This is a genomic window from Sporosarcina sp. FSL K6-3457, from assembly GCF_038007285.1.
Taxonomy (GTDB): domain Bacteria; phylum Bacillota; class Bacilli; order Bacillales_A; family Planococcaceae; genus Sporosarcina.
On record NZ_JBBOWX010000001.1, the window covers coordinates 486,806 to 500,521 of the forward strand.

Here is a 13,716-nt window from a genome sequence, read left to right on the forward strand (position 1 = left end):
AAGAGGAGGTGATTAATTTGATTCAAATTGCGATTGATCAGGAACGAATTGAGGAAATGGCGCGTGAAGCCATCGAGGAAAGAATGAAGGGAATTGATCGTACAGTTTATTTTATGGATTCAAAGGCGGTTTTGAAGTATGTAAATATGAGTTGGAACAGTTTCAATACTCACATACTTAATGATCCAAACTTTAAGGCAGCTATCCGATTAGGCAACAAATGGTTATTTGACCGTCGAGAACTGGATGATTATTTGAGTAAATTCTTCATCGCAGTTCGTGACCAGGGCGGAGATATTCAGAAGTACACAAAACGATGAAGTGGGGGAAATGAATGAACTGGACACATGATTTCTTCTTTGATAGCGAAGAAGTTCAACTAAAGGATGCCATTCCGTTTTATGGCGTATTGCTATCAGGTCCAGTAACTCTTATCGTGCTTGCATTAATTGTTTACTAATCAGAAGAGGAGGCGGAAAAGAATATGAAAAATATCATAAAAGGTTTAAGTGATTCTAAACGTGCTGAAATTGCGACAATGGCTGAAACAATCGAACATGAAGGGCAACAATTATGCAAAGTCGAACGGGTGGCACGTGGCCGTGATTATGTGAAATTTAGTAACCAGGTTGATGGAAATTCTTTAGTGGATGGCGTTATATATGGTCCTGTTAAAGAATGCGAAAATGGGGCTTTAATTGTTAAAGGGTACAACGTCTATCAGAAGGCGCACAACCGCACAGCCGACACGGTGGAGGTTTTTGAGGTGGTTGACAGTGGGGTTATTGCTAATAGAATTCAAGAAAAAATAAACAACGTTGAGTATTATTTATGTGTTGAGTCAAATTATCGAAACCCAACAGAAGGAAAAGGCGCAAAGGATGCTGTCCTATTTCAGACAGGGCAGATAGCGGAAGGAAAAGAGGAAATTGATTCATGTGTTATCGTATCCGTTGATATGGCCCGTTCGTTCGCTAATTCGATTCTTCAAACATGCGACGAAATCGAGAATGAACGACCACAAAGAGAAAAAAAGCCGAAATGTACAATCACGCTGCTTGAAAAAGAACATCTACCAGGCGCGTTCATTGTCGAAGTTGTGACACCTGAATGTACGCGCGCAATCCATCATTACAGCATTGCAAGCCGTGCGGAATATGTAGATGACCTTATAAGGCAGCTTAGATTGTCGGGAGTGTCGTATGTAATTATTAATTTTGATAGTTTGGAACGACAAAAAGCCCGTCCTCACGGCAATGAGGAGCAGGCGCATTAAAAAACATCCACTATCAGTATAGCTGATAATTTGAATCTTATGCAATAGCTAAAGGTTGAAGGCGGTGAAAAATGACCAATGACAAAAGTTATTGATAAGCCGATTATGGCTATAAATGATGAAAAAAAGCAACCACTAATAGAATTAGTGACTCCACAATTTAGCACAATACCGCACCAATTAAAAGCAGTTAATCAGTGGATATTGTGGCGGGCAGTATGGAATGAACAGCGTGGAAAATGGGACAAACCTCCGGTCATGGCGAATGGTAAGAATGCGAGTTCTACTGATCCAGCCACTTGGTCAACTTTTGATGAAGTAAAGGCAGCATATGAAAAAGGTGGTTTCGGTGGCGTTGGATTTGTCTTGACGGAAAACGATCCGTTCACCTGTATTGATATAGATAAGATTGATTTGAAAAAACTTCCTCAACATGCTGAAAGAGTAGCTGGGTTGTCCTTTGCGGAAATATCAGCTGGTGGCAAGGGCTTTCATGTATGGACAGAATACAATCACGATAAAACAACCCATTACAACAAAAATACATCATTGGACATTGAAGTTTATGACCGTGGACGTTTCATAGCAGTAACGGGGGTCAGGTTTAATGAAATGGACATGGTATCCGGTGAAACTATCAATCAATACATTGACACCTATTTCACTAGACCTGTCCTAAAGACAACAGGCGAGCGTGTGGGGAACGCCGCGGAAATTGCATCCGATGAAATCATAAAAGAGCGCATGTTCAAATCAAAAACAGGTGAAAAGATTAAAGCTTTATTTGCGGGTGAATGGTTCACAGTTTGCAATGCGGATGGAGAAAGAATTTACCACAGTCAATCTGAAGCCGATCAGGCGTTTTGTAATTACCTTGCAATGTACACAAAAAATAATTTTAATCAAATGGATCGAATTTTTAAGAGCTCCGGCCTGTATCGTGAAAAGTGGGATCGTGAAGATTATAGCGAAAACACAATATACAGCGCGATTGATTGGGTAATGTCGATTAGTACAAGCGATATTGAACTATCACCGAATACGAATTCGCCAGGCAAAGATATTCAAATGCCGAATAGCTTCAAAGTGAAAGATAACATGCTGTATCGGGTTGTTTTGAAGGAAAAAGGTGGCGGAATTGAGGAAGTCGAGTATTTTTGTTCGCGTCATGTACCGTTAATATCTCGTTCGTTCTCGAATGTGGAGCGTTCCCAACTCTATTATGAAATCACTTGGAATGACAGAGGGCGAATATATCGTGAAATTGTACCAGCAGGGGATATTGCAACCCGAAAAGAATTGTTGAAAATGGCTGACCTATCACTAAGTGTTCACGATAATAATGTGAAGTATTTAATCACCTATTTTGATTTATTCATTATGTTGAATGATATACCACGCAGTAACATGGTTGAGCGTTTGGGGCATGTGAAAGAAAACTTCATTCATCCGTTATTGAAAAGTGATATTGAAATCCTACCTAGTGATATCGGAGAGAAACAGGTCATGGAAGCCTTTGAGGTTTCGGGAACTTCGGAAGAATGGATTGAACATGTTTTCAAGAAGATTGAAGAGCATCCGAAAGCGTTATTGATGGTGTTAGCTTCTTTCACATCAATTATCTTGAATGACTTGAAGCTAGGACCTTTTATAGTCGATTTATCGGGAGTTACATCTAAAGGAAAAACCACAGCTTTGAGGGTGGCCGCAAGCGTGTGGGGAAATGAATATCTTGTTTCTGAATGGAATGGTACGGCTGTATCATTCGAACGCAAAGCGGCATTTCTAAACAGTTTTCCGCTTATGCTAGATGATTCAATGAAGGCGGATGAACGACAACTTCAAAGGTTTGTTTACAATTTTAGCGGTGGACGTTCGAAAGGCCGCGGTTCAGTCACAGGTAGTCAGAAAGAATTTACTTGGAATAATTTGATGTTATCGACGGGGGAAACGCCGTTGACTGAATATGCGGAACGTGCAGGAGGGGCAGCGGCGCGCATATTGCCGATAACAGGGTTGCCGTTCGAAGATGTGGACCATGAATACTTTACTGATTTATATGAATCTGTTGATGGTTATTATGGTGCTGTCGGATTGGAGTTTCTGCAACATTGGAAGGACAAGCGCAAGATAATGCTTCCGTTTTATGCTGAATATAATAGGGTTTTTCAAGAGAAATCACAAGGGAATGAGGTTGTTTCCCGAATTGCTAGGCACTATGCAGCAATTATATTCACAGGAAAGCTACTGATGGATTTTTTCGATGTTGAAATAGATCTTGGATGGTTAATGCAGCTGTTTGATGATATAAACCGAGAGAATAAGGCTACTGATAAACCTATGCAGATGTTAGAAGCCGTTTTGATTGATTTAGACGCAAGCAGGGAATCTATTTCTGGAAATTATGAAGTTAGGCATGAATTGAAGGCGATTTATAAAGACGAAACGTTGTTTTTATTACCAGCTTACTTAAAGGCGTTCCTAAAAACGGAACAAACCGCTATAAGGAGTGAGTGGTTAAGGCGTGAAATTTCAATCGGATCCATGCAAAAAGGGAAAGAAACGGATTCGAAGTTGATAAAACATTGTGGCAAGGTTTACCGAGCCGTTCCCATACAGCCAAATGTTGTTGAAAAGTTAGGGTTCGATTTCACTGAGACACAGAAGTAACAAAGGTAACAAATAAAAATATGAATTTAATTTATTTGTTACCTTCGAAAAGTCTTATACATCAAGTATTCACAGTGTACAGGTAACAGAAGTAACAAAAGTAACAATAACAAAAGTACACATGATGAAAGATAATGCCTTTTGGATTCATTCGTTGTGGGTTTTCTAACTTCTCGTATATATACCTATGTTTTGAAAAGTTACCTGTTACTTTTGTTACCACACCACTTGGAGCCTTGATGTGTATGGTTTTATAGGGTAACAAATGAATGTTACGGGACAATGAAAGGTAACAAGTGAATGTAACCATTATATAGAAAAAGAGGTGAATAAAAATGAATCAACTAAAAACGTTTGAGCATGAGGAGTTTAGCAAGTTGGAAGTGTTGACGTTAGATGGAAATGAATTTTTTCCGGCAATTGAAGTTGCGGAAAAACTAGGTTATTCAAATCCTAGTGATGCTATCAGCAGGCACAGCCGAAAAAATGGGGTCGTGTTTCACGAGGTCATAGATTCTATGGGTAGGAAGCAGCAAAAGAAATTCATCGACGAAGGAAATCTATATAGACTTATTGCAAGGTCAAAATTGCCTGAAGCTGAAAAGTTTGAAGTGTGGGTATTTGATACGATCCTTCCAACTATACGAAAGACCGGAGGGTATGTTGCTAATGATGATTTATTCATTCAAACGTATTTACCACAAGCGGATGAACAGACAAAAATATTATTTAAGACAACTTTAGAGGTGCTTAAAGCCCAAAATGAACAGATGGCGGTGTTAAAGCCTAAAGTTTTATTTGCTGAAGCTGTCGAAACGTCTGGGTCCTCCATATTGGTTGGTGAACTATCTAAGCTGATACAGCAAAACGGCGTGAAGATGGGGCAAAACAGGTTATTCAAATGGTTACGTGAAAATGGTTTTCTGATAAAAAAGTATGGTGACTCTTACAATCTACCAACACAAAAGAGCATGGATCTAGGGTTGTTTGAGATAAAGAAACGGACTATTGAAAACTCCGGAGGCGTACCGCGAACTACCAGCACACCAAAGGTAACAGGAAAAGGACAAATTTATTTTGTGGACAAGTTTTTGAACGAGGGCCTATGAATGTCAATTTTAAAGGCAGAAAAAAAGACAGGATTCCTCCTGCCCAGCTAATTCAATTATAACATAAGGGGGTTTTTCTGTGAATAATTTGCCCGAAATAGACCGGAAAGCAACGAGGGATGCGGTGGAAGCCGTACTTGAGCGATATAGGATGTACTCGTTACAAGTAAGCTTGGACCGATTACCTTCGATTACAGCAAGCTATTCATTGACACCAGCTTCTAGCAATCTACCATCGTCATCTACTGAAAGGGCCGCGATTGCAAATGTTGAATATGAAATAAAAAGAGAAAAGTTTATTGATTGGATTGTATTTGCAGTCAATCAGCTATCTGAAATTGAGCGGAGTATTGTTTACATGAGATATTTACAGAAAAATGAGCTGTTCGATTATCAAATATATATAGATTTAAACATGTCTGAAAGAAACTATTACAGAATTAAATCACGTCTGCTTGAAAAATTGGCGTTTGTATTAAAAATTGAGGCGTATAAGGAGGAGGTACACAGTCAGTGAAATTTGTAGAGCCGATACGGGATGTTGAAAAAATAGAAGAAATGAAAAGTTATCTAAAAAAAACGAGTACACGGAATTATATGCTGTTCGTGTTCGGTATTTATTCAACACTACGAATATCTGACATATTGACACTGAAGAAAAAGGATGTTCTAGGAGAAAGATTGTTGTTGATTGAGAAGAAAACAACAAAATCAAAGGAGATCCTTATCAACCCCAAATTACGCAGGGAGCTTAAGCCTTATATTGCAGGGTTAGGCGATGAAGATTACTTGTTTCAATCGAGAAAGGGCGTAAATAAGCCCATCAGCAGGACGACAGCATACCGTGTGATTCGTGCAGCAGGTGAAGCATGTGGATTAAGTCGGATAGGCACGCACTCAATGCGGAAGACGTTCGGCTACCACTTCTATGAACGCACAAAGGATATAGCACTCTTACAAGAGTTATATAGCCACTCGTCAGAAGAAGTGACAAAGCGATATATAGGAATAAATCAAGACATTATGGATAAGGCAATTAGGAACTTTGATTACTAATCCGTTCTTATTTAGACTATACGGCACATAAAAAAGCCTATGTTACATTGATATTCCAAAAAGTGCTTTAAGCCATGAGGAATAAGGCGTTGCGGGAAAAGTCGAATGGAACAGTCTATGTATTGTAGTACATTCAAAGGTAGTGAAAAGGAGGAATATGGAAATGACGATTGATGAAGCAAGGAAAGAGATTGAAGCACTAACCAACTACATCAAGAAGGTGGAGGAATATACACCACAAACATTTGAGGAAACAGCAATCAAGCTATACGTCGAGTTAGAAAGTGTGACAAAGGTTGCGGTTGTACTGAATGAAAAAGGCTATAAGGTCGGTGATAGAAAGGTAATCAGTAAAGATGTATCAGACTTGATACGTTCAAAGGTTACGGATGAAATGCACGGGTTAGCCCAGAAGATGTTTAAACGAAATTCACGCAGGGCATCAAGTCGTGGATGGTTGTAAACGGGCTATGATTTGTAGTCAGACACACGCGTAGTAGAAAGGAGGGGAGTATCACGGTTGTTCAAAGGAAATATGTCATATTCAAATTTGAAAACGGTACAGAAGTATTCTCGACAAATTTAGATACTGCTCAAACAATTTTTGAAGTTTTTGAGGAATCACCTATTTTAACTAAGCAGGATGCATATTTACACGTCGATAACAGAATAGTATTTTTGAAAAATGTGACTGAAATCATATTCAATTTGTAATTGGTGAACGGCCATTAAGAGAGGGAGGGGAAACTAATGGCGATAGTTCAGGAAGTGAAGAGGTCTAAAGCGTCAACGGATTCAGATCTTAACATGTTCGATGAAATCAAAAGTCAATTAGGTATTTGTGTTTTTGATTACGAATCATTTCATGATTACGTAGCAGCGATATTTAGACGCGTAAGCACAAAGAAACTAAGGCTTTGTTATCAGTTACCAGGTGACGAGTTAAAGCATTTGATTGAGGCTGAACTTAAAAAACGGAATGTATTTGTATGAAAGTTTTAAACGTAGCAATTGGTAGTTCATATAGATGAAGACGGAAGAACCCAGAGCACACAGCCCCCCGGTCAAATATTTCGGCTTTTTTCGAAATTATCCAAGACCGGTAGGGGTCTCGTTTGTCCAGATTTATTTTGGAAATTCGCGTGTAGGGGGGAGGGGGTATATGCACGCTTTTCAAATTGATGTCGGCACTAGTAACACCATGGATTATTTGATGTCTAGGTTAGATATTAAAAATTCAATAAAAGCATAAAAGTCGATAGGCACTTAAAGTGACAAGTTAAATATTTGGTGTTCAAGTTCTTTTAAATAAAATAAATGAGATGAGGAATATTAATGAAAGAAAAATTAATGTTACGGGAAACATCAGAATTATGGCGGAAAATGGAAGAGGCTGGAGATGTACAAAAGTTCCAAGTGGAAAGAAGACAGCTATTAAAAGATATTGAAAAAGCTGAAGAGCAATTAAAAAAAGTCAGTTCGATGGAAGAATACCAGACTGTCTCACAAGATATTAAAGATTTACAGGCTAAAATTACGGAGTTAGAAATTAAACTTCGTATTCAACCGAAGGTGTCGGAAGAAATATTTAGAGAAGAGGGTGCAAAAGTTAAAGATACGTACAATAGGGAATTTCGACCGTATTACGATGAATATCTGAAGCAAAAAAAACAATTTGAAAAAGAATTGCTTGGATTTGCAAAAAGTATTGAACCAATCGTAAATAAAATGATTGAAATTGAAAAACTTGAACAATCCTTCCACATGTTAAAAAATAAACAATACGTAGCGGATCGTAGCGAATTTATTAAGTTACCTGTTGACACTGCAACGCTAGACAGAGCTTATTCCATTTTTAATCCGGTACATTACAACAGTTCTAAAAGTATTAAAAAAATAATTACAGCAATTAAAAGGAATTGGGGTGAAAAATAAATTATGACAACAAAAGTAAATGTAAAGGGCGTAATCATCGGTAATGATTACAAGGAAATTTATGATTATTATGATATGGAATCCACATGTCCTAATGATGTTTTAGCGGCTTTACCAAAAAATAATGGACCGATTGAGGTTGTTATCAATAGTGGAGGGGGCCATATTGATGCAGGTAGCGAAATTTATTCGATTTTCAAAGAATATAAAGGCGATGTGACTATAAAAATATTAGGCATTGCCGCTAGTGCTGCGTCGGTTATCGCTATGTCTGGAAAACGTGTGGTTATCGCTCCTACTGCTCAAATGATGATCCATAATGTTAGCAGCATTGCGCAGGGAGATTATAACAAGATGCTCCATGAAGCCGGGGTTTTAAAAGAAATGAATCGAAGTATCGCGAACGCTTATATATTGAAAACAGGTAAGTCGGAAAGTGAAATTTTAGACATGATGAATAAAGAAACTTGGTTATCAGCGAAAAGTGCGCTACAAGGTGGTTTTGTGGATGAAATTATGGGAGTTTCTTCAGAAAACATTTCAGAGTTCCTTGTTGCTAGTACAGATCCCGCGGGTGTACATCCTTATAGTGTAATTGAAAAATATCGCGAAATGAAAAACAAACAAACCAAAAAAGGAAACCCAACTGAAAGTTTAAGAAGAAATTTCTTCAGTTGGGTACGGGAGGAATAAAAAATGACGAAAACACAAGATGCGAAAAAAAAGAATGATGAACTATTAAAAGAAATAGAGGAATTAAAATTACGACTTGAGGAGCTCAAGTTTTATGAAGAAAATAACTTCGAAGAATTGTTTGAAGTGACAATTGAAGTTGAAAATCAAATAGAAACACTTATTCAATCAGTTTCAGATTTAATCACAAGACAATCTGAAAAGCGTCAACATTATACGGATTTAAGGGAAAGGGAAGTATGGTTCGCTAGTTCGCTTTCTAAAATGAGTAGAATTAACAAGATGGTGGATAAAATGGTAACTGAAGTTAATCAAATGTAAAAGTATTAAAGAAGAAATTAAAGGCCAGGACTTAATTGTCTTGGTTTTTTTATTAAAAAACAAAATATAGTGGACGGGTAACCTTAGCATATATCTAAGAAAATTTAAAAATGGTGACATCATCAAGAAACTCGACTAATATACATAGTATAAGGTTCATTTTAAAGGTTAATTATTGAATATAGGAGGAGTGATTCTGATGATGCAGTTTAAATTATTCGAGCTCTTGGATAATGAAAGTACTTATAATGATTTAATATCCTTATTCGGCAAGCAGGCGGTCTATAAGTTTTCGAATAGCATTATCGGAATCACTTACGACTATGGTGCAAATAATTATGTCGAGATTTTGAAAAAAGTAAAGAACTTTAATTTAAGGCAAGTAATTATTACATCGTCATCATTTTTAAGGGCTATAAATTATGGTGTTGACAAAGACATTCAGATTAATGAAATTAAATTTATTTATCCTATATTACCTGAAAGTGTTATCCAAGTGCAGGATTATATAGAAATGATTAATGCAACTGAAGGGGAAGAAAAGAAATACAATAAAAATAAGCTGTTTAAAGAAATTGATTGGATTACATCTGATGAGTGTATCGATATAAAATGTATCTCATTTGATTTGAAAAACGAAGAACAGTTATATTACAAAACTGAACTATATAACAACGGCGTTTTGCTTGTTAATGACAAAACAATAATTAAAAATGTAGCTGAATTTATAAACAATACACTTTAGCGGGGAAAGTTGACATGATTGAATCACTTATTGGAGTAAGAAAAAAGTTAATAAAGGGTTTAACCTTATATAGTCCAATAATAACTATCATTCTTGTGTATCTTTTAGATATAGACTTAGCCGGGTACATAGCGAAGATGTCCCCGATATTAGATGCAGAACTCGACTCAAAGCCTACACTACGTTTCACATTAAATTCTGCACTATTTGTGTTGATAGTCAGCTTGATTATAGACTTTTTTAAGCATCCAAGTGAAATTACGGTAGATATTACAAACAATAGCCGAAAGAAAGATAGTTATTTTGATATAAGAAGTACTGAGCCGCACAGACCAGTTATTGTACATTTAGATTTTAAAATTGATTTTAAGAACAAATTCATTGGATGGTCAGTGAAAAGGCTAGGCGGATTGACGTTAAATTGTATTTATCCCCATTGGATAGATTGTAGTATTGATAATAAAACAGATTTAAAAACTGATACACTTCTTGTAGATCAAAAGGGAGAGTTTGTGCTAGATATAGGACAAACATTACAGAGTAAGCAAAATGATTTGAAATTATACGTAAAACTTGCGCTAATCTCTAATAGTTTTGACATCAATGAGGGCGAACTAAATCCTTTTATCGATTTGAAAACCACAAAAAAAGCAAATAAACTTATTATTTATTTGATAATTGTGTTATTTTTTGATATTAAAATATCAAAGTATAAAATCGAAGCTAGAAACGATATCAGATGAATGGGGACTAAAAGATGAGTTTTTCTATATTTGAATTTTACCAGTATTCAACGTTACAAAATATACAGGTTGATTTAATTGCTGCACAAGATATTGAAAGAGAAGTAAAGGGCTATAGCGAATCTTTAATATCTGGTATAAGGGAAAAAGAAGGGTTTAATATTCAAAATCCTGAAACTTTGCAAATTGAAAATAATAATATTTCTTACTTATTTTTTGAAGGATACACAGAGAGAGTAAAGGATTTGAAGAATTGGCAAATCGAAAATGGTGTTTTGAGGGATAGAGAGGATCGAATAAATCCTTATCAATCTAATATTTTGGTTTTTGAAGCAAATTCAAAAGTTTATGGAATTGTGTTTTCAGGTATTAATAGAGCAAAAGCAATTACTAAAGATTGTTTCCCTGCCGAAACTTGGGGGCATGTCTTGCCTGTAGAAAATAAAATCACAGAGGATTTATTGTATTGGATATTTAAACGGTTTATTGATACACCTAGGGAATCCTTGGCAACAGAGTATCAGTTGCATGTTACTGCGTTAGAAAGTTATATGGGTAAAACTAGGGATAACGTTAATGCTATGAGAGGCGAAGGTAGTCGGATTTCCACTATACTAGGAACATTGGCTTTTTTATTTAATAATGAAGAGTTAAGAGCAATCCGTCCTGCAATTCAACATGGAAATGAGAAAGTTCTACTTGAAATAGGGTTGACAGGGACTTTCAAAACTTGGTCAAATGCATATAGGGGCCAACATTTTAGAACTATAACAGGGCAAAGAAAAGAAAATGCGATAGCAATTTTTATATTTCTAAAAATACTACCTAGTTTAGCTGAATGTTATAAATACCATAAAGATAAAGACCAATGGTCACCACAACTTAAAGTAGATTTCTTAAAAAGGCTTGGGACCATGATTAGGGATGAGGTAGACTCTGTGTTAATCAAGATTGAGCAGGAAAATCTTGATATTGATGAAAATGAAGGAATTTTGGATTCTGATTACGAAGAGTTTGAATTAGAAATTGAAGATGACGATGATGAGGTTATTGAATAAAAAACGTATGTGGAGGGTTCAGTTTCTTTTTCTGGCCATTGGATAACAATTGTAAAGAATGCTGGACTCGTACATAGGTCAGTTGAGATACTTTTTATTCAGCAAAAAAAAGAACCCAAACGTAACGAGTGTAAGGGTTCACTCATAATCTGTTTGGGCAATAATCGGGCAACAATGAAATGAAATTAAGTGAAATTGCTTGCAATGTTTATCCTCGAAACGTTGTTATATCAATGATTGGGAAAAGCCATACAACAATATAATGTAGCACCTTGAATGGGCGGCATGATGTAATAAGCCGTTTAAACCCTTGATATGACTGGGGTTGTATGTAAGATGAAAGTGAAATGCTAACATTTTGCTAACTTCCGGATTGTAATATGATATTATATCGCTATTTAGAGAAGACCTTTCGTAAGTTCACTGAACTTACGAAAGGTCTTTTCTTCGATATTTTTGGTCATGTTTGTGCAGATATTCATAGTTGTGTTGACATCGCCATGATCTAATCACTTTTGGATTTTTTTTACGCCTGCTTTCTTGTGTTATCTTACTTTATTCATAGATATTCAATTTTAAAAATCTGTTCTTTTAACTCTTTTAGATGCATTAATTTCATAATTAGGTATTCCGTACTCATAAAATCTACACAGAATCTAAACTTATTCTCATAACTTTTGTGCATCATTAATTAGTTCCAAGGTCACGAGTTGGGATGTAAATGTTTAAAACATAGCAAAATGGTTGAATTTTTTCGAATCTGACGATATAGTGAAAATGGCTCACTTGAGTAGGGTAAAATGAATGTGGAAATACTTTCGCATAAGTTTAACATTGTGCCCTTCTCCAATTCATCTATTTTTGGCTCATTGATTGGATTATTAGAAATTCAAAAATTTGGAGGTTTAAGTTTATGAAAAAATTTTTCCACTGTTTAATGGCCTTGAGTTTAGCGGCTACCGTTGCACTTTCTGGATTTACACCGAGCATTTCAGCACAAACAAATGTTGATGCGAAAAATCAACAATCAGAGGAACTTCCTAATATCGCTATTCTAGCAACTGGTGGAACGATTGCTGGAACCGGCTCCTCATCAACTCAGACGACTGGATATAAATCTGGAGATCTGGCAATTGATACTTTGATTGAAGCTGTTCCCGAAATGAATGAGATTGCTAACATTTCAGGTGAGCAGATTGTTAGTGTCGATAGTACAGACATTTCGAATGATATTCTTTTGAAATTGGGTAAGAGAATTAATGAATTATTGGCTTCTGATGATGTAGATGGAATTGTAATCACTCATGGTACTGATACTGTAGAAGAAACAGCCTACTTTTTGAACTTGGTTGTAAAAAGCGATAAGCCAGTAGTTTTAACTGCAGCTATGCGCCCTGCAACAGCGATGAGTGCAGATGGTCCTTTCAATTTATACAATGCAGTATTATTAGCTGGTCATGAAAGCTCAAAAGGAAAAGGCGTCCTTGTCACACTTAACGACAGAATTTCTGGGGCTAGACATATAACGAAAACAAATACGACAGTAACAGATGCTTTTAAATCAGTCGAAAACGGATATTTAGGTACAATCGTTGCTGGGAAACCATATTACTATAATAAAGTTGCTCAGTTACACACAACTGGTACTCCTTTCAATATTTCTAAAATCGAAAAATTACCTCAGGTTGATATCATTTACGGATATCAGAACAACCCGACTTATATGTACGAAGCTGCTGTAGAAAACGGAGCTGAAGGAATTGTTGTTGCAGCACCTGGAGACGGTACATTGTCATCGAAATCTTTGCAAGGTGTCGAATATGCTTTGGATAAAGGCGTGACAGTAGTCCGTTCTTCTCGCGTAGGATCAGGAACTGTTTCTCCAAAAGAAGGGTTTATTACTTCAGACTCTTTAAATCCACAAAAAGCTCGTATTCTATTGATGCTTGCATTGACTGTAACAGATGATCCTGAAGAGATTCAATCATTCTACAATCAATATTGATTTTCAAAAGGTACAGGTTAAATACGAATAAATAAAATAAGCTAATTTCGAAAAATCCCAATGAGCCTAAAATACTGCTGGACAAGGGTTATCCCTTGTCCCACT

Annotated in this window: 16 protein-coding genes; all 16 read left to right on the top strand. The window is 36.4% G+C overall.

Translation table 11 applies throughout. The annotated features are described in order from the left end of the window. The first annotated feature begins 17 nt into the window (after positions 1-17). Positions 18-320, top strand: a complete 303-nt coding sequence (locus tag N1I80_RS02480) for a hypothetical protein (protein WP_340736383.1) — start codon at positions 18-20, stop codon at positions 318-320. A gap of 14 nt (positions 321-334) precedes the next feature. After that, the gene (locus N1I80_RS02485) at positions 335-460 is read left to right on the top strand and encodes a hypothetical protein (RefSeq protein WP_340736384.1); all 126 of its coding nucleotides are present in this window, start codon (positions 335-337) and stop codon (positions 458-460) included. Between the two features lie 24 nt (positions 461-484). Further along, on the top strand, positions 485-1,276 hold the full coding sequence (locus N1I80_RS02490) for a hypothetical protein (protein WP_340736385.1): 792 nt from the start codon (positions 485-487) through the stop codon (positions 1,274-1,276). A 78-nt stretch (positions 1,277-1,354) separates the two neighbouring features. Continuing rightward, on the top strand, positions 1,355-3,946 hold the full coding sequence (locus N1I80_RS02495; protein WP_340736386.1) for a phage NrS-1 polymerase family protein: 2,592 nt from the start codon (positions 1,355-1,357) through the stop codon (positions 3,944-3,946). 335 nt (positions 3,947-4,281) lie between these two features. Then, on the top strand, positions 4,282-5,055 hold the full coding sequence (locus N1I80_RS02500) for a phage antirepressor (RefSeq protein WP_340736387.1): 774 nt from the start codon (positions 4,282-4,284) through the stop codon (positions 5,053-5,055). A 79-nt stretch (positions 5,056-5,134) separates the two neighbouring features. Continuing rightward, positions 5,135-5,572 carry an ArpU family phage packaging/lysis transcriptional regulator gene (locus N1I80_RS02505; RefSeq protein WP_340736388.1) on the top strand — a complete coding sequence of 146 codons (438 nt, stop codon included), beginning with the start codon at positions 5,135-5,137 and terminating at the stop codon, positions 5,570-5,572. Then, on the top strand, positions 5,569-6,111 hold the full coding sequence (locus N1I80_RS02510) for a site-specific integrase (RefSeq protein ID WP_340736389.1): 543 nt from the start codon (positions 5,569-5,571) through the stop codon (positions 6,109-6,111). Before N1I80_RS02505 ends, N1I80_RS02510 begins: the two co-directional genes overlap by 4 nt. 163 nt (positions 6,112-6,274) lie before the next feature. Continuing rightward, the gene (locus tag N1I80_RS02515; RefSeq protein WP_340736390.1) at positions 6,275-6,574 is read left to right on the top strand and encodes a hypothetical protein; all 300 of its coding nucleotides are present in this window, start codon (positions 6,275-6,277) and stop codon (positions 6,572-6,574) included. 287 nt (positions 6,575-6,861) lie between these two features. Then, on the top strand, positions 6,862-7,104 hold the full coding sequence (locus N1I80_RS02520; protein ID WP_340736391.1) for a hypothetical protein: 243 nt from the start codon (positions 6,862-6,864) through the stop codon (positions 7,102-7,104). A 342-nt stretch (positions 7,105-7,446) separates the two neighbouring features. Continuing rightward, complete coding sequence (locus N1I80_RS02525) at positions 7,447-8,046, top strand: hypothetical protein (RefSeq protein ID WP_340736392.1); 600 nt, start codon at positions 7,447-7,449, stop codon at positions 8,044-8,046. A gap of 3 nt (positions 8,047-8,049) precedes the next feature. After that, complete coding sequence (locus tag N1I80_RS02530; protein WP_340736393.1) at positions 8,050-8,739, top strand: head maturation protease, ClpP-related; 690 nt, start codon at positions 8,050-8,052, stop codon at positions 8,737-8,739. 3 nt (positions 8,740-8,742) lie between these two features. Beyond that, complete coding sequence (locus N1I80_RS02535; RefSeq protein ID WP_340736394.1) at positions 8,743-9,060, top strand: hypothetical protein; 318 nt, start codon at positions 8,743-8,745, stop codon at positions 9,058-9,060. A 199-nt stretch (positions 9,061-9,259) separates the two neighbouring features. Beyond that, positions 9,260-9,805 (top strand): hypothetical protein, encoded by a 546-nt coding sequence (locus N1I80_RS02540; protein ID WP_340736395.1) that lies wholly within the window; start codon positions 9,260-9,262, stop codon positions 9,803-9,805. A 14-nt stretch (positions 9,806-9,819) separates the two neighbouring features. Then, complete coding sequence (locus N1I80_RS02545) at positions 9,820-10,548, top strand: hypothetical protein (RefSeq protein ID WP_340736396.1); 729 nt, start codon at positions 9,820-9,822, stop codon at positions 10,546-10,548. Positions 10,549-10,562: 14 nt separating this feature from the next. Further along, positions 10,563-11,606 (top strand): hypothetical protein, encoded by a 1,044-nt coding sequence (locus N1I80_RS02550; protein ID WP_340736397.1) that lies wholly within the window; start codon positions 10,563-10,565, stop codon positions 11,604-11,606. Between the two features lie 913 nt (positions 11,607-12,519). Beyond that, on the top strand, positions 12,520-13,611 hold the full coding sequence (locus tag N1I80_RS02555; protein ID WP_340736398.1) for a type II asparaginase: 1,092 nt from the start codon (positions 12,520-12,522) through the stop codon (positions 13,609-13,611). The last annotated feature ends 105 nt before the right edge of the window (positions 13,612-13,716 follow it).